Here is a 16441-nt window from a genome sequence, read left to right as displayed (position 1 = left end):
GGCCCGTTCAGCCCCGGCACCCCTGTGCTTGCCTTCCGTCGCACGGGTCACAGCCCGCGGGCTGGGTCGCTGTCAGTGGCCGGCCGTAAGGTCTGGGGGCATGGAGACGAGTACCGAGGGTGTCGCGGAGGACGCCGGCGGATCCGCCCGGCCGGCGGCGGCAGTGGCGGATCAGGCGGGCGTGGCGGTTCGGGCGGCGGGCGTGGCGGCGGGTGCCACGACGGCGGCGGCCCTGCCCGTGGGCACAGGACCCACCTCGCTCTCGCCCTCGCGGGCCGGTGACTTCATGCAGTGCCCGCTGCTGTACCGGTTCCGGGTCATCGACCGGCTGCCGGAGAAGCCCAGTGAGGCGGCGACCAGGGGCACCCTGGTGCACGCGGTGCTGGAGCGGCTCTTCGACGCCCCGGCGGCCGAGCGCACGGCGCCGCGGGCGAAGGCGCTGGTCCCGGGCCAGTGGGACCGGCTGCGGGAGAGCCGGCCGGAGGTCGTCGAGCTGTTCGCGGACGATCCGGAGGGCGAGCGGCTGGCTCAGTGGCTCTCGGAGGCGGAGCGGCTGGTCGAGCGGTGGTTCACGCTGGAGGATCCGAGCCGGCTGGAGCCCGCCGAGCGGGAGCTGTTCGTCGAGGCCGAGCTGGACTCCGGGTTGCGGCTGCGCGGCATCATCGACCGGGTCGACGTGGCCCCCACCGGTGAGGTGCGGATCGTCGACTACAAGACGGGCAAGGCGCCCCGGCCGCAGTACGCGGAGGGCGCGCTGTTCCAGATGAAGTTCTACGCGCTGGTGGTGTGGCGGCTGAAGAAGGTCGTCCCGCGACGGTTGCAGCTGGTCTATCTCGGCAGCGGTGACGTGCTGACGTACGACCCGGTCCCGGCGGACCTGGAGCGGGTCGAGCGCAAGCTGCTGGCGCTGTGGGAGGCGATCCGGCTGGCGACGGAGACCGGTGACTGGCGGCCCCGGCCCACGAAGCTGTGCGGCTGGTGCGACCACCAGGAGCACTGTCCGGAGTTCGGGGGTACTCCCCCGCCCTATCCGCTGCCGGTGAGGGCGGCCGACTCCGGCGGCGCCGAGCAGGGCAGAATGGGACCGGACTAGGGCCTGTCCCATCGAAGGAGACTTACGTGGCCATCCGCGTCCTACTGGTCGACGACCAGCCGCTGCTCCGCACGGGCTTCCGGATGATCCTGGAGGCGGAGCACGATCTCGCGGTCGTCGGCGAGGCCGGGGACGGCCTCCAGGCCCTCGACCAAGTGCGGGCGCTGCAGCCCGATGTGGTGCTGATGGACATCCGCATGCCGCGAATGGACGGCGTGGAGGCGACCCGGCAGATCACCGGGCCCGAGCGGGACGGCCCGGCGAAGGTGCTGGTGCTGACCACCTTCGATCTGGACGAGTACGTGGTGGAGGCGCTGAAGGCGGGTGCCAGCGGCTTCCTGCTCAAGGACGCCCCGGCCAACGAGCTGGTGCAGGCGATCCGGGTGGTGGCAGGCGGCGAGGCGATGCTCGCGCCGAGCATCACCCGTCGGCTGCTCGACAAGTACGCCACGCATCTGCCGTCCGGTGACGAGCCGGTGCCGGACACCCTGCACACGCTGACGGACCGTGAGGTCGAGGTGCTGAAGCTGGTGGCCCGCGGGCTGTCGAACGCGGAGATCGCCGCGGACCTGTTCGTCAGCGAGACCACCGTCAAGACGCACGTGGGCCATGTGCTGACCAAGCTGGGCCTGCGGGACCGGGTTCAGGCCGCGGTGTACGCGTACGAGAGCGGTCTGGTCCGTCCCGGCGCGCAGTAGCCACTGCACGCTGCACGCGCACAACGCGAAGGGCGCCCTCTTCCCGGCGGAAGAGGGCGCCCTTCGGGTGTGTCCGGGGCCGGCGTCAGCCGCTCACGCCCCGGCCCAGCTCCCACAGCTGGAGCGAGGAGGAGGAGTTGAGGACGTAGGCAGTGCCGGTGACGTCGTCGCGGGTGGCGACGTACTGCTTGCCCTGCCACAGCGGGATCAGCGGGACGTCCTTGGCGGTGATGTCCTGGATCTCGGTGAGGCTGTCCACCGCGGAGAGCCGGTCGGCCTCGCCGCGGGAGGCGGGGATCAGGTCGTTGATGATCTCCGAGTTGGCGTACGGCGAGTTGAGGGTGTTGCTCTTGTCGAGGAACGGCGCGATGAAGCTGTCCGCGTCCGGGAAGTCGGGGAACCAGCCCATGCCGAAGGCGTCGTACTCGCGGTTGAGCTCGGCCTTGCGGAACTTGTTCCAGGGCGTGCCCTTGATGTCCACCTGGAACAGCCCGCTGTCGTTGAGCTGCTTCTGGAGCTGCTCGAACTCCTCCTTGGTCGCGGCGCCGTAGTGGTCCGTCGTGTAGTTCAGCGTCAGCTTGACCGGCGTGCTGATGTCCGCGTCCTCCAGCGCCGCCTTCGCCTTGGAGACGCTGGGGTCGCCGTACTTGTTGAAGAACGAGTTGGAGTGGCCGGTGATGCCCGCGGGAACCATCGAGTACAGCGGTTCGGCCTGGGATCCGTAGACCGCGGAGACGAGTTCGCTGCGGTTGATGAGCTGGGCCACCGCCTCGCGGACGGCCTTGTCCTTGACCGTCGGAGCGTCCGTGTTGAAGGCGAGGTAGCGGATTTCGAGACCGGCCACCTCCACCAGGCCGACGTCGCCGTCCGTGGCCTTGGAGAGCTTCTGGACCTGCTCGGGCGTCATCGCGCGGGTCATCACGTCGATGTCGCCCTTGTCGATCGCCTGGCCCATCGCGTCGGCGTCGGCGAAGGACACGATCTCGACCTTGTCGTTGTTCACCTTGAGACTCCCCTTGTACTTGGGGTTCTTGGTGAACACGGCCTTGGTCATCTCGTCGCCCTTGACCTCGGCCTTCATCGTGTACGGGCCCGAGCCGGTGAGCTCGAAGCCGTCGCGGAGCTTGCCCTTCTCGTAGTCGGCCGGGTTGACGATGCCGGCGACCGGCGTCGACAGCTTGAACGGGAAGGTGGCGTCGGCGGTGTTGAGGTGGAAGATGACCTCACGGTCGCCCTTGGTCTCGACGGTGTCGACCGTGGAGAGCAGCGAGGCCACCTCGGTGTCCGCGTCGATCTTCCGGACGCGCTCGATGGAGTACTTCACGTCCTCCGCGGTGACGGGGTCGCCGTTGGCGAACTCCAGGCCGTCCCGCAGGGTGCAGGCGTAGCGCTCGTTGCCGGTGTCGGTGAATCCGCACTGCTCGGCGGCCTCGGGCACGGGTTCGCCGTCGCCGCGGGGCAGCACCATCAGCGTCTGCGACGTCTGGCGCATGATGTTCCAGGCGCCGACGTCGTATGCGTACGCCGGGTCGAAGGGCGCGGGCATGTCCGAGACGCTGAACCGGTCCGTGGTGCCGACGACGATCGCGTCCCCGCCGCTGCCGCTGTCCGAACCGCCGCAGGCGGCGAGCACCGGCGCGAGCAGGCCGACGACGGCCGGCAGCACCAAAGTCTTGCGGTTCATGCTCGAGTTTCTCCAGAGCTGTCGGTCCGTGTATCCGGCATGCAGGGGTGTCGCGGCGGATCACGGGGGTAGTGGCCGATGTTCTCGCGACGAGATTAGTCCGCGCTCGCACGGGCGCTCGCAGCCACCGGAGTTGAGGGCTCATCACGGAGCGAAACCGGGTGTGGACACACCGAAAACCCGACAGTGGAAGGATTAGTGCAGGGTTCCATCAATCAGGACACAAGGGCTCCTCGACAACGTTCGCCAAGCGGCCTGCGGCACACCTGCGCACCCCTGTCGACCCTTGCGGGCGTGGCGAACATCACACTTGGACTTCGGCCGCCGGTGCCGGAATTCGGCCATCCGAGGTCGTGGAATTAGCCCTGGAACACCGGCCGGGCGGCCCGAGGCGGCCCTTCCCGGAATTGCCGCTTAACGCCGCCGCACGCTCGGTGAACGGCTAGCGCATTTGTGTCATCAGGCCGCGCAGAAATGTCAGGTCGACGTCTTCCAGGGAGGGGACCACCGTGCGCCGGGCGGCCGGTGTGATGGGGGCGACCGAGGGCACCGCCACGACATGGCAGCCGGCCGACTCCGCGGCGGCGACGCCGGTCGCGGTGTCCTCGACGACGGCACAGCGGGCCGGGTCCGCGCCGAGTCCGGCCGCGGCGGCCAGGTACGGGTCGGGGTGCGGCTTGGTGCGGGGCACCTCGTCGCCGGCGACGGTGAGGGCGAAGTACTGGGGGCCCAGCGACTTCAGGACGCGGTCGATGATGCGCCGGTGCGAGGCGGAGACCAGGGCCGTGGGGATCTCGTGCGCGGACAGTTCCGCGAGCAGCCGGGCGGCACCGGGCATGAGCGGCAGATCGAGGCCGATGCGCTGCTCGAAGCCGTCGTTGAGCAGGACGCTGAGCTCGGCGAGGGTGATGTCGGCGCCGGTGGCCTCGATGAGGAAGCCGGCGCTGCGGGTCATGGGGCCGCCGACCACGACGTGGCGCCAGGAGTCGTCGAGGGTGTGGCCGAGGGAGGCGAAGACCTCCCTCTCGACGTCCCACCAGAAGCCCTCGGTGTCCACCAGGGTGCCGTCCATGTCGAGGAGCACGGCTTGCAGGGCGGAGCCTTCGGCCGTACGGGTTCCGAGCGCGGGGACCGTACTGGTCATCCACGTACCTCCTTGAGGGACGATCAGGCCGGCTCCCACGAAGGGAGCCGGCCTGCAGTGGACCGACCAGTGTACGTCGTGCGGGGCGCGAACGCCTGGTGAGGCGCTGGAGGCGGTACGGGGCCTCAGCGGGCGTTGAAGTACTTGGCCTCCGGGTGGTGGATGACGATGGCGTCGGTGGACTGCTCGGGGTGGAGCTGGAACTCCTCGGACAGGTGGACGCCGATGCGCTCCGGCTCCAGGAGCGCGGCGATCTTGGCGCGGTCCTCCAGGTCGGGGCAGGCGCCGTAGCCGAGGGAGAAGCGGGCGCCCCGGTACTTCAGGGCGAACATGTCCTCCATCTCGGCCGGGTCCTCGCCGGCGAAGCCGAGTTCGGAACGCACGCGCGCGTGCCAGTACTCGGCGAGGGCCTCGGCGAGCTGGACGGACAGGCCGTGCAGTTCGAGGTAGTCGCGGTAGGCGTTGGCCTCGAACATGCGGGCCGTCTCCTCGCCGATGCGGGAGCCGACGGTGACGACCTGGAAGCCGACGACGTCGGTCTCGCCGGACTCCTCGGGGCGGAAGAAGTCCGCCAGGCACAGGCGCCGGCCGCGGCGCTGGCGCGGGAAGGTGAAGCGGGTGCGCTCGTTGCCGTCGTCGTCGAGGACGATCAGGTCGTCGTCCTTGGAGACGCAGGGGAAGTAGCCGTAGACCACGGCCGCCTCCAGGAGGTTCTCCGTCTGGAGCCGGTCGAGCAGGCCGCGCAGTCGCGGCCGGCCCTCGGACTCGACGAGTTCCTCGTAGGAGGGTCCCTCGCCGGTGCGGGCCTGCTTGAGGCCCCACTGGCCCTTGAAGAGGGCGCCCTCGTCGAGCCAGGAGGCGTACTCCTTGAGCTGGATGCCCTTGACGACGCGGGTGCCGCGGAAGGGGGGCTCGGGGAGGGGGTTCTCGGTGGCGACGTCGGAGCGGACGTGGCCTTCCTCGGGGCGTTCGTCGATCTCGACGGTGGCGGCCCGCACCCGGCGCTGCTTCAGCTCGGGCAGCTTGGCGCCGGGCACGCCGCGCTTGATGCCGATGAGGGCGTCCATCAGGCGCAGGCCCTCGAAGGCGTCGCGGGCGTAGCGGACCTCGCCGTCGTAGATCTCGTGGAGGTCCTGTTCGACGTAGGCCCTGGTGAGGGCGGCGCCGCCGAGGATGACCGGGTAGTCGGCGGCCAGCTTGCGCTGGTTGAGCTCCTCCAGGTTCTCCTTCATGATCACCGTGGACTTGACCAGGAGCCCGGACATGCCGATGACGTCGGCCCTGTGCTCGTCGGCGGCCTCCAGGATGGCGGAGACGGGCTGCTTGATGCCGAGGTTGACGACGTTGTAGCCGTTGTTGGAGAGGATGATGTCGACGAGGTTCTTGCCGATGTCGTGGACGTCGCCGCGGACGGTGGCCAGCACGATGGTGCCCTTGCCGTCGTCGTCGGTCTTCTCCATGTGCGGCTCCAGGTGGGCCACCGCGGTCTTCATGACCTCGGCGGACTGGAGCACGAAGGGCAGCTGCATCTGGCCGGAGCCGAACAGCTCGCCGACGACCTTCATGCCGTCGAGCAGGGTGTCGTTGACGATGTCGAGCGCCGGGCGCTCCCGGAGGGCTTCGTCGAGGTCCTGTTCGAGGCCGTTCTTCTCGCCGTCGATGATGCGGCGCTTGAGGCGCTCTTCCAGCGGGAGGGAGGCCAGTTCCTCGGCCTTGGACGCCTTCAGCGACTTGGCGGTGGCGCCCTCGAAGAGCTGCATCAGCTTCTGCAGCGGGTCGTAGCCCTCGCGGCGGCGGTCGTAGATCAGGTCGAGGGCGGTGGTGACCTGCTCCTCGTCGAAGCGGGCGATCGGCAGGATCTTGCTGGCGTGCACGATCGCCGAGTCCAGCCCGGCCTTGACGCACTCGTCGAGGAAGACGGAGTTGAGCAGAATGCGGGCGGCCGGGTTGAGGCCGAAGGAGATGTTCGACAGGCCGAGGGTGGTCTGTACGTCCGGGTGGCGCCGCTTGAGCTCGCGGATGCCCTCGATGGTGGCCAGGCCGTCCCCCCGGGACTCCTCCTGGCCGGTGCAGATGGTGAAGGTCAGACAGTCGACGAGGATGTCGGACTCGTGGATGCCCCAGTTGCCGGTGAGGTCGTCGATGAGCCGTTCGGCGATCTCGACCTTCTTCTCGGCGGTGCGGGCCTGGCCCACCTCGTCGATGGTCAGCGCGATCAGCGCGGCGCCGTGCTCCCGCGCGAGCTTCGTGACGCGGGCGAAGCGGGACTCGGGGCCCGCGCCGTCCTCGTAGTTGACCGAGTTGATCACCGCGCGGCCGCCGAGCTTCTCCAGGCCGGCCCGGATGACGTCGACCTCGGTGGAGTCGAGGACGATCGGCAGCGTGGAGGCGGTGGCGAAGCGGCCGGCCAGTTCCTCCATGTCGGCTACGCCGTCCCGGCCGACGTAGTCCACGCACAGGTCGAGCATGTGCGCGCCCTCGCGGATCTGGTCCCGGGCCATCTCGACGCAGTCGTCCCAGCGGCCGTCCAGCATGGCCTCGCGGAACTTCCTGGAGCCGTTGGCGTTGGTCCGTTCGCCGATGGCCAGGTAGGAGGTGTCCTGGCGGAAGGGCACGCTCTGGTAGAGCGAGGCGGCACCGGGCTCGGGCCGCGGGTGGCGCTCGGTGCGCTCGGCGCCGCGGACCCGCTCGACGACCTGGCGCAGGTGCTCGGGGGTGGTGCCGCAGCAGCCGCCGACCAGGGACAGGCCGTACTCGCGGACGAAGGTCTCGTGCGCGTCGGCGAGCTCGGGCGCGGTGAGCGGGTAGTGGGCGCCGTCCTTGCCGAGGACGGGCAGACCGGCGTTGGGCATGCAGGTCAGCGGGATGCGGGAGTGGCGCGCGAGGTAGCGCAGGTGCTCGCTCATCTCGGCCGGGCCGGTGGCGCAGTTCATGCCGATCATGTCGATGCCGAGCGGCTCCAGCGCGGTGAGCGCGGCGCCGATCTCGGAGCCGAGCAGCATGGTGCCGGTGGTCTCGACGGTGACGGAGACGATGACGGGCAGGTCCAGGCCGAGGGCGTCGAGGGCGCGGCGGGCGCCGAGCACGGAGGCCTTGGTCTGCAGGAGGTCCTGGGTGGTCTCCACGAGCAGCGCGTCGGCGCCGCCGGCGACCAGGCCCTCGGCGTTGCGCTGGTAGGCGTCGCGCAGGACGGGGTACGGGGCGTGGCCGAGGGTGGGGAGCTTGGTGCCGGGGCCGATGGAGCCGAGGACCCAGCGCTGCCGGCCGTCGCGGGCGGCGAACTCGTCGGCGACCTCGCGGGCGACGCGGGCGCCGGCCTCGGACAGTTCGTGGACGCGCTCGGGGATGTCGTACTCGCCGAGGGCGGAGTGGTTGGCGCCGAAGGTGTTGGTTCCGACGCAGTCGACGCCGGCCGCGAAGTACTCCTCGTGCACCGAGCGGACGATGTCGGGCCGGGTGATGTTGAGGACCTCGTTGCAGCCCTCGAGCTGCTGGAAGTCGTCCAGCGTCGGGTTCTGGGCCTGGAGCATGGTGCCCATGGCGCCGTCGGCGACCACCACGCGGGTGGCGAGGGCCTCTCGGAGGGCGGACACGCGGGTGCGGGTGTCGGCGGTCGGGGTGGATGGCGACGAGGCCATGAAAGGGCTCCCTAGGATGCGACGGCTGTCGGCTTTGCGCCTGCCCGGTGCCGTCCGCGGTGGACGCCCCCGGGGGGGAACGCACGCCGCCAGGGTAGCCGGGTCCGGGGGCCGATGGTCAGGGCGTCCACGAGACGGACGAGGATGGCGGGCGAAGACCGGCCGAACGGACGAGTGCTCCCTCCCCGAACGGCCCGCGACGGCGGCGGCACGCGTCCGGTGCGCGTGCCTGCCGGGGGGCGTCCGCGGTCACCGGGAGGTGGCCGAAGTGCAACAGTTGCCCGCCGACCATTAGCGGGAGGTCGGCATCGACCGGTAGTGTTCGGCATTGCCGAACGACGTCAGCGACGCCGAGGTCGGCAGTCGAAGGGGACGGAGGCAGTACGTCGATGGCACGGAACATCCAGTCGCTCGAGCGGGCGGCCGCGATGCTGCGTCTGCTCGCGGGCGGCGAGCGGCGGCTCGGCCTGTCGGACATCGCCTCGTCGCTGGGTCTGGCCAAAGGCACCGCGCACGGCATCCTGCGCACCCTCCAGCAGGAGGGCTTCGTCGAGCAGGACGACGCCTCCGGGCGCTACCAGCTGGGCGCCGAGCTGCTGCGCCTGGGCACGACCTACCTGGACGTGCACGAGCTGCGGGCCCGTGCCCTGGTGTGGACGGACGACCTGGCCCGCTCCAGCGGCGAGAGCGTCCACCTCGGCGTCCTGCACCAGCAGGGCGTCCTGATCGTGCACCACGTCTTCCGGCCCGACGACAGCCGGCAGGTCCTGGAGATCGGGGCCATGCAGCCGCTGCACTCGACGGCGCTGGGCAAGGTGCTCTCCGCGTACGACCCGGTGGCGCACAGCGAGGCGCTGGAGGCCGACCGCAAGGCGTTCACGGCCCGGACGGTCTGCGAGCCGGACGGCTTCGAGCACGTCCTGGACATCACGCGCGCGCGTGGGTACGCGGCCGACGTCGAGGAGACCTGGGAGGGCGTCGCCTCCATCGCCGCCCCCATCCACGACCGCAGGCGGATGCCGGTCGGCGCGGTCGGCATCACCGGGGCCGTGGAGCGGCTGTGCCGCGAGGGCGAGCTGCGGCCCGAGCTGGTCGCGGCGGTGCGGGACTGCGCCCGCGCGGTGTCGCGGGACCTGGGCGCCGGGCGGTTCTAGGGCACACGCGGGCAGGCGCGGGCACGCGCGCGTACGGGCCGGGACGCCGAGGGCGTTCCGGCCCTCGGCGTTTCGACGCCACGGCCGGGGAAGAGATCGATAGCCCACGACGATCAATAACGATCGTGCTTTCGATAACACAGCTCTTGACGCGCGCGTGACGCCGAACGAGACTCGCGTCCATCGGTCGGCATTGTCGAACACCTACCGGCAATACGCGTTAGAGTGTGCACAGTGCCAAGGGCCGCCATAGCTCTCACACCGAGGGCGCCGGAACACCCGGAGGGACCCGGGGGTTCGGCTTCCCCTGGACGAAGGACAAAGGAGTCGCGGGTGTCCAGCTCCGACATCTTCATCGGCGAGACCATCGGTACCGCCCTGCTCATCCTGCTCGGCGGCGGCGTGTGTGCCGCCGTGACGCTCAAGGCCTCCAAGGCACGCAACGCCGGCTGGCTCGCCATCGCCTTCGGGTGGGGCTTCGCCGTCATGACGGCGGCGTACATATCGGGTCCGCTCTCCGGCGCCCACCTCAACCCGGCCGTGACGGTCGGCATCGCGATCAAGGACGGCGACTGGAGCAACACCGCGACGTACTTCGCGGGTCAGCTCCTCGGCGCCATGATCGGCGCGGTCCTGGTCTGGCTCGCCTACTACGGCCAGTTCCAGGCCCACCTCACCGACCGCGAGATCGTCGGCGGCCCCGGCGCACAGGACACGGCCAAGTCGGTCGAGGCGCAGGAGAAGGGCGCGGGCCCCGTCCTGGGCGTCTTCTCCACCGGCCCCGAGATCCGGCACACGGTCCAGAACCTCGCCACCGAGATCATCGGCACCTTCGTGCTGCTGCTCGCCATCCTCACCCAGGGCCTGAACGACGAGGGCAACGGCCTCGGCATCCTGGGCGCCCTGATCACCGGGTTCGTGGTCGTCTCGATCGGCCTCTCGCTCGGTGGCCCCACGGGATACGCGATCAACCCGGTCCGCGACCTCGGCCCGCGCATCGTGCACGCCCTGCTGCCCCTGCCCAACAAGGGCGGCTCCGACTGGTCCTACGCCTGGATCCCGGTCGTCGGTCCGCTGATCGGCGGTGCGATCGCCGGAGGTGTCTACAACGTCGCGTTCGCCTGAGCGGGCCCCCGCTCGGCGATCATCGAGCCGCAGACCACGCGCCGTACGCACCGGCCACCCACCACGGAACCCCAGGAGCACACAGTGACCGACGCCCACACCGCCGGAATCGCCTCGCACGGCCACGGGCCGTTCATCGCCGCGATCGACCAGGGCACCACCTCCTCGCGCTGCATCGTCTTCGACCGCGACGGGCGCATCGTCTCCGTCGACCAGAAGGAGCACGAGCAGATCTTCCCCAAGCCCGGCTGGGTCGAGCACGACGCCGCCGAGATCTGGACCAACGTCCAGGAGGTCGTCGCCGGAGCGGTCGAGAAGGCCGGCATCACCCGCGACGACATCAAGGCCATCGGCATCACCAACCAGCGCGAGACCACGCTCGTCTGGGACAAGAACACCGGTGAGCCCGTCCACAACGCCATCGTCTGGCAGGACACCCGCACCGACGCCCTGTGCAAGGAGCTCGGCCGCAACGTCGGCCAGGACCGTTTCCGCCGCGAGACCGGCCTTCCCCTCGCCTCCTACTTCGCCGGTCCCAAGGCCCGCTGGCTGCTCGACAACGTCGACGGGCTGCGCGAGCGCGCCGAGGCGGGCGACCTGCTCTTCGGCACCATGGACACCTGGGTCATCTGGAACCTGACGGGTGGCGTCGACGGCGGCAAGCACGTCACCGACGTCACCAACGCCTCGCGCACCATGCTGATGAACCTGCACACCATGGCGTGGGACGAGAAGATCGCCGAGTCGATCGGCGTGCCGATGCAGATGCTCCCGGAGATCCGCTCCTCCGCCGAGGTCTACGGCGAGATCACCGGCGGCCGCCTCGGCGAGCTGCTCGGCGGCATCCCGGTCGCCTCCGCGCTCGGCGATCAGCAGGCGGCCCTGTTCGGCCAGACGTGTTTCTCCGAGGGCGAGACCAAGTCGACGTACGGCACCGGCACCTTCATGGTGATGAACACCGGTGACAAGCTGATCAACTCCTACTCGGGCCTGCTGACCACGGTCGGCTACAAGATCGGCGACCAGGACACGGTCTACGCCCTGGAGGGCTCGATCGCCGTCACCGGTTCGCTGGTGCAGTGGATGCGCGACCAGATGGGCCTGATCTCCACGGCCGCCGAGATCGAGACCCTCGCCCTGACCGTCGAGGACAACGGCGGCGCCTACTTCGTACCGGCCTTCTCCGGCCTGTTCGCCCCGTACTGGCGCTCCGACGCCCGCGGTGTGATCGCCGGCCTGACCCGGTACGTGACCAAGGCGCACCTCGCGCGCGCCGTCCTGGAGGCCACCGCCTGGCAGACCCGTGAGATCGCGGACGCCATGACGAAGGACTCCGGCGTGGAGCTGACCGCCCTCAAGGTCGACGGCGGCATGACCTCCAACAACCTGCTGATGCAGACCCTCGCCGACTTCGTGGACGCCCCCGTGGTGCGCCCGATGGTCGCCGAGACCACCTGCCTCGGCGCCGCCTACGCCGCCGGTCTGGCCGTGGGCTTCTGGAACAGCACCGACGACCTGCGCGCCAACTGGCGGCGGGCCGCCGAGTGGACCCCCCGCATGGACGCGGACATCCGCGACCGTGAGTACAAGAGCTGGCTCAAGGCCGTGAACCGGACCATGGGCTGGCTCGAGGACGAGGAGTAAGAACCGCAATGACCACTCAGTCCACCCTGCAGTCCGTGCCTGCCCTGGGTACGCACCCGGCCTCCGGCTCGAACCCGAGCCGGGCCGAGACCCGGGAGCAGCTTTCCAAGGCGTCGTACGACCTTCTCGTGATCGGCGGCGGCATCCTGGGCATCTCCACCGCCTGGCACGCCGCGCAGTCCGGCCTCAGGGTGGCCGTGGTCGACGCCGGCGACTTCGCCGGCGCCACCTCCTCCGCCTCCTCCAAGCTGCTCCACGGCGGCCTGCGCTACCTGCAGACCGGTGCGGTGAAGCTGGTGGCGGAGAACCACTTCGAACGCCGTGCGGTCTCCCGCCAGGTGGCCCCCCACCTGGCCAACCCGCTCACCTTCTACCTCCCCGTGTACAAGGGCGGACCGCACGGCGCGGCGAAGCTCGGCGCCGGCGTCTTCGCGTACTCGGCGCTGTCCGCCTTCGGTGACGGCGTCGGCCACCTGCTCTCCCCGGCCAAGGCCGCGCAGGACGTGCCGGAGCTGCGCACCGACAACCTCAAGGCCGTGGCCGTGTACGGCGACGACCAGATGAACGACGCCCGCATGGCGCTGATGACCGTCCGCGCGGCGGTCGACTCCGGTGCGGTCGTCCTCAACCACGCCGAGGTCACGGGGCTGCGCTTCACCGACGGCCGGGTGACCGGCGCCGAGCTGAAGGACCGGCTGTCCGGCGACGAGTTCGGGGTGAACGCGCGCCTGGTGCTCAACGCCACCGGCCCGTGGGTCGACCACCTGCGCCGCATGGAGGACCCGGCCGCGGCCCCGTCCATCCGCCTGTCCAAGGGCGCGCACCTGGTGCTCAAGCGCACCGCGCCCTGGAAGGCGGCGCTGGCCACCCCGATCGACAAGTACCGGATCACCTTCGCCCTCCCCTGGGAGGACATGCTGCTGCTCGGCACGACCGACGAGGCGTTCGAGGGCGACCCGGGGGACGTCGCGGTCAACGACAAGGACGTGGCCCAGATACTCGACGAGGCCGCGTTCTCCATCCGCGACCAGCAGCTGGACCGTGACCTGATCACGTACTCCTTCGCGGGTCTGCGCGTGCTGCCGGGCGGCCCCGGTGACACCGCGAAGGCCAAGCGCGAGACGGTGGTCACCGAGGGCCGGGGCGGGATGCTGTCCGTCGCGGGCGGCAAGTGGACCACCTTCCGTCACATCGGCCGTACGGTGATGAAGAAGCTGGAGGCGCTGCCCGGCCACCCGCTGGGCGACGGCTTCGAGCCGATCGCGTCGCTGCCGAAGAAGCTGCCGCTGCCCGGCGTCGCCAACCCGCGCGCGGTGGCCCACCGGCTGCTGGTGGACGGCTCCGCGCCCGGCCCGCGCATGGCGGCGGACACCGCCAGGCACCTGGCCACGCACTACGGCTCGCTCGCCTTCGACATCGCCCGGCTCGCCAACGAGAGCCCGGAGCTGGCGCAGCGTGTCCACCCCGACGCCCCGGAGATCTGGGCGCAGGTCGTGTGGGCCCGGGACAACGAGTGGGCCGAGACGGCGGACGACGTGCTGCGCCGCCGTACGACGCTGACGATCCGCGGCCTGGCCACGGACGACGTCCGCGCGCGCGTCCAGGACGTGCTCGACAAGAAGTAGGGCCCGCGTTTCAACGACGGGCGGCGGGTGTCCGGACGCCGGGCACGGGGCAGTGATCCGTTCACTGCCCCGTGCAAAGGGGCTGCGGGCGGCCCCTCGGCACGCCGTAAGGTTGGGGGGTACGCGAGGGCACGTCGGAAGGAGGCGCTGGGTGATCGAGCTCGAGGGGGTTCCCGAGCTGGTCGACCCGGTCATGGTGGCCGCGTTCGAGGGCTGGAACGATGCCGGTGACGCCGCCTCCACCGCGGTCGCGCATCTCGACAAGGAGTGGAAGGGCGAGGTGTTCGCGGCGCTGGACGCCGAGGACTACTACGACTTCCAGGTCAACCGTCCCACCGTCTTCATCGAGGACGGCGTCCGCAAGGTCACCTGGCCGACGACGAGGCTGTCGGTGGTCCGGGTCGGCGGCGACAAACCGCGCGACCTCGTGCTCGTCCGGGGCATCGAACCGTCCATGCGCTGGCGCTCGTTCTGCAACGAGCTGCTCGGCTTCGCCCACGAGCTGGGCGTCGAGCTGGTGGTCGTCCTGGGCGCCCTGCTGGGCGACACCCCGCACACCCGGCCGGTCCCGATCAGCGGGACCACGTCGGACGCGGACCTGGCGCGGCGCATGGATCTGGAGGAGACCAAGTACGAGGGGCCCACGGGCATCGTCGGCATCCTCCAGGAGGCGTGCACGCACGCGGGCGTGCCGGCCGTGTCGCTGTGGGCGGCGGTGCCGCACTACGTGTCGCAGCCGCCGAACCCGAAGGCGACGCTGGCCCTGCTGAACCGGCTGGAGGATCTGATCGGGGTCCGGGTGCCGCTGGGCGAGCTGCCCGAGGACGCGCGTGCCTGGCAGGTGGGCGTGGACCAGCTGGCCGCGGAGGACACCGAGGTCGCGGAGTACGTGCAGTCGCTGGAGGAGGCCCGGGACACGGCGGAGCTGCCGGAGGCGTCGGGTGAGGCGATCGCGCGGGAGTTCGAGCGGTATCTGCGGCGGCGGGACGGGGGCGGGACGGGCGGGCACGCCACGGCGGACGGGGCCGAGGGGCCGGCCGGTACGCCGTTCCTGCGGGACAATCCGAGCGGGCGGGCCCGGCCGCCGAAGCCGCCGAAGGCGGGCGGGGAGGACGAGGAGTCCTCGGAGGACTGAGCCGGTTGGGCATGAGTGAGGGGCGCCTCCCTGGTGGGAGCGCCCCTCGGTCATTTTGGTGCGGGTTACTGCGGGAGGGCGTGGGCCGGCACTGGGCCGGTTGCCGCCTGCGCCCACCCGTGCCGCCCCAGCGGCACGACTGCCCGCAGCTGGGGCGGGCGGCGTGGCGACTGCCCGCAGTTGGGGCCTTACAGCGCTACGCCCAGCAACGCGTCCACCGCGCGGGAGACCACGCCCGGGGCGCCGATGTCCGTGCCGCCGGTTTCCTGCTGGCGGGCGGCCCAGCGGTCGACCGCGTCGAGGGCGGTCGGGGAGTCGAGGTCGTCGGCGAGGGCGTCGCGGATCTCCTCGACCAGGGCCTCGGCGGGCGGGCCGTCGGGGCGGGAGACGGCGGCGCGCCAGCGGTCGAGGCGGGCGAGGGCGTCTTCCAGCACCTTGTCGGTCCACTCCCAGTCGGAGCGGTAGTGGTGGGCGAGCAGCGTGAGCCGGATGGCGGCCGGGTCGACGCCCTCGCGGCGGAGCTGGGAGACGAAGACCAGGTTGCCCTTGGACTTGGACATCTTCTCGCCGTCGAGACCGACCATGCCGGCGTGCACGTAGGCCTTGGCCATGGGGAACTCGCCGGTGAGGGCCTGGGCGTGCGAGGCGCCCATCTCGTGGTGCGGGAAGGCGAGGTCGGAGCCGCCGCCCTGGACGTCGAAACCCATGCCGAGGTGGTCGAGGGCGATGGCCACGCACTCGATGTGCCAGCCGGGGCGCCCGCGGCCGAGGGTGGCGCCGTCCCAGCTGGGCTCGCCCTCACGCGCCGCCATCCACAGCATCGGGTCGAGCGGGTTCTTCTTGCCGGGCCGGTCGGGGTCGCCGCCGCGTTCGGCGGAGAGCAGCCGCATGGTGGCGGCGTCGAGGTGGGAGACGCCGCCGAAGTGGGGGTCCGCCTCGACGGAGAAGTAGATGTCGCCCTCGAGTTCGTAGGCCGCGCCGGCGTCGCGCAGCCGCTCGACGAGCGGGACGATGCCGGGTATGGCCTCGACGGCGCCTATGTAGTGCCGGGGCGGGAGCATCCGCAGCGCCGTCATGTCCTCGCGGAAGAGGGCGGTCTCCTGCTCGGCGAGGGCGGTCCAGTCGACACCGTCGCGCACGGCCCGCTCGAGGAGCGGGTCGTCCACGTCGGTGACGTTCTGGACGTAGTGGACCTGCCGCTTGGTGTCGAGCCACACGCGCTGCACGAGGTCGAACGCGTTGTAGGTCGCCGCGTGCCCCATGTGGGTGGCGTCGTACGGGGTGATGCCGCAGACGTAGATGCGGGCGACGGGACCGGGGTCGAGGGTGACCGGGCCGCCGGTCGCGGTGTCGTGGATCCTCAGGTCGCGGCCCTGACCAGGCAGGGCGGGGACCTCGGAAGCGGGCCAGGCATGCATGTCATGAGCCTAACCGGACGGATGTTCCGTACACGAACCGGACCGGGCCGGATGGCCGGTAAGGCGCTCTTGCGCGAGACCGG

The 16441-nt window shown here is 70.9% G+C and carries 11 protein-coding genes; 7 read left to right on the top strand and 4 right to left on the bottom strand.

Features of this window, described 5'->3' with window-relative positions; translation table 11 throughout:
• The first annotated feature begins 100 nt into the window (after positions 1 to 100).
• Positions 101 to 1093, top strand: coding sequence for a RecB family exonuclease (locus tag ACIQFU_RS29635; RefSeq protein WP_402555514.1), 993 nt, complete (start codon positions 101 to 103; stop codon positions 1091 to 1093).
• 26 nt (positions 1094 to 1119) lie between these two features.
• Positions 1120 to 1791, top strand: coding sequence for a response regulator (locus ACIQFU_RS29630; RefSeq protein ID WP_402555512.1), 672 nt, complete (start codon positions 1120 to 1122; stop codon positions 1789 to 1791).
• 85 nt (positions 1792 to 1876) lie between these two features.
• On the opposite strand, the gene ACIQFU_RS29625 is transcribed toward ACIQFU_RS29630, so the two are convergent.
• The 3 genes from ACIQFU_RS29625 to metH all read right to left on the bottom strand — a co-directional run bounded on the left by ACIQFU_RS29625 (position 1877) and on the right by metH (position 8257).
• Positions 1877 to 3475 (bottom strand): ABC transporter substrate-binding protein, encoded by a 1599-nt coding sequence (locus ACIQFU_RS29625; protein WP_402555510.1) that lies wholly within the window; start codon positions 3473 to 3475, stop codon positions 1877 to 1879.
• Positions 3476 to 3917: 442 nt separating this feature from the next.
• Positions 3918 to 4619, bottom strand: a complete 702-nt coding sequence (locus ACIQFU_RS29620; RefSeq protein ID WP_402555509.1) for an HAD family hydrolase — start codon at positions 4617 to 4619, stop codon at positions 3918 to 3920.
• Between the two features lie 125 nt (positions 4620 to 4744).
• Complete coding sequence (metH, locus tag ACIQFU_RS29615; RefSeq protein WP_402555507.1) at positions 4745 to 8257, bottom strand: methionine synthase; 3513 nt, start codon at positions 8255 to 8257, stop codon at positions 4745 to 4747.
• A gap of 389 nt (positions 8258 to 8646) precedes the next feature.
• Between metH and ACIQFU_RS29610 the strand changes: the two genes are divergently transcribed.
• The 5 genes from ACIQFU_RS29610 to parJ all read left to right on the top strand — a co-directional run bounded on the left by ACIQFU_RS29610 (position 8647) and on the right by parJ (position 14940).
• Positions 8647 to 9411 (top strand): IclR family transcriptional regulator, encoded by a 765-nt coding sequence (locus tag ACIQFU_RS29610; protein ID WP_402555505.1) that lies wholly within the window; start codon positions 8647 to 8649, stop codon positions 9409 to 9411.
• A gap of 333 nt (positions 9412 to 9744) precedes the next feature.
• Entirely contained in the window at positions 9745 to 10536 is a 792-nt protein-coding gene (locus tag ACIQFU_RS29605; protein WP_402555503.1) for an MIP/aquaporin family protein, read from the top strand.
• Positions 10537 to 10620: 84 nt separating this feature from the next.
• Positions 10621 to 12180: a glycerol kinase GlpK gene (gene glpK, locus ACIQFU_RS29600; protein WP_402555501.1), complete on the top strand. Its 1560-nt coding sequence runs from the start codon at positions 10621 to 10623 to the stop codon at positions 12178 to 12180.
• 8 nt (positions 12181 to 12188) lie between these two features.
• Positions 12189 to 13805, top strand: a complete 1617-nt coding sequence (locus ACIQFU_RS29595) for an FAD-dependent oxidoreductase (protein ID WP_402555500.1) — start codon at positions 12189 to 12191, stop codon at positions 13803 to 13805.
• A gap of 151 nt (positions 13806 to 13956) precedes the next feature.
• Positions 13957 to 14940: a filament polymerization regulator ParJ gene (gene parJ / locus ACIQFU_RS29590; protein ID WP_402555498.1), complete on the top strand. Its 984-nt coding sequence runs from the start codon at positions 13957 to 13959 to the stop codon at positions 14938 to 14940.
• Between the two features lie 188 nt (positions 14941 to 15128).
• Here the strand turns inward: parJ and mshC are convergent, their stop codons facing one another.
• A complete protein-coding gene (gene mshC / locus ACIQFU_RS29585) occupies positions 15129 to 16358 on the bottom strand; it encodes a cysteine--1-D-myo-inosityl 2-amino-2-deoxy-alpha-D-glucopyranoside ligase (protein WP_402555497.1) in 1230 nt (409 codons plus the stop codon).
• Positions 16359 to 16441 lie beyond the last annotated feature (83 nt).

This window comes from Streptomyces sp. NPDC093065 (assembly GCF_044754585.1).
Classification (GTDB): Bacteria; Actinomycetota; Actinomycetes; order Streptomycetales; family Streptomycetaceae; genus Streptomyces.
Note: the sequence above shows the minus strand (reverse complement) of the source record. Positions and strands in the feature narration are given on the sequence as shown.

Excerpts from the sequence above, each read along its gene's own strand:
- ACIQFU_RS29635 (WP_402555514.1), top strand. The coding sequence starts at position 101 with ATGGAGACGAGTACCGAGGGTGTCGCGGAGGACGCCGGCGGATCCGCC.
- ACIQFU_RS29625 (WP_402555510.1), bottom strand. The coding sequence starts at position 3,475 with ATGAACCGCAAGACTTTGGTGCTGCCGGCCGTCGTCGGCCTGCTCGCG.
- ACIQFU_RS29620 (WP_402555509.1), bottom strand. The coding sequence starts at position 4,619 with ATGACCAGTACGGTCCCCGCGCTCGGAACCCGTACGGCCGAAGGCTCC.
- metH (WP_402555507.1), bottom strand. The coding sequence starts at position 8,257 with ATGGCCTCGTCGCCATCCACCCCGACCGCCGACACCCGCACCCGCGTG.
- ACIQFU_RS29610 (WP_402555505.1), top strand. The coding sequence starts at position 8,647 with ATGGCACGGAACATCCAGTCGCTCGAGCGGGCGGCCGCGATGCTGCGT.
- ACIQFU_RS29595 (WP_402555500.1), top strand. The coding sequence starts at position 12,189 with ATGACCACTCAGTCCACCCTGCAGTCCGTGCCTGCCCTGGGTACGCAC.
- mshC (WP_402555497.1), bottom strand. The coding sequence starts at position 16,358 with ATGCATGCCTGGCCCGCTTCCGAGGTCCCCGCCCTGCCTGGTCAGGGC.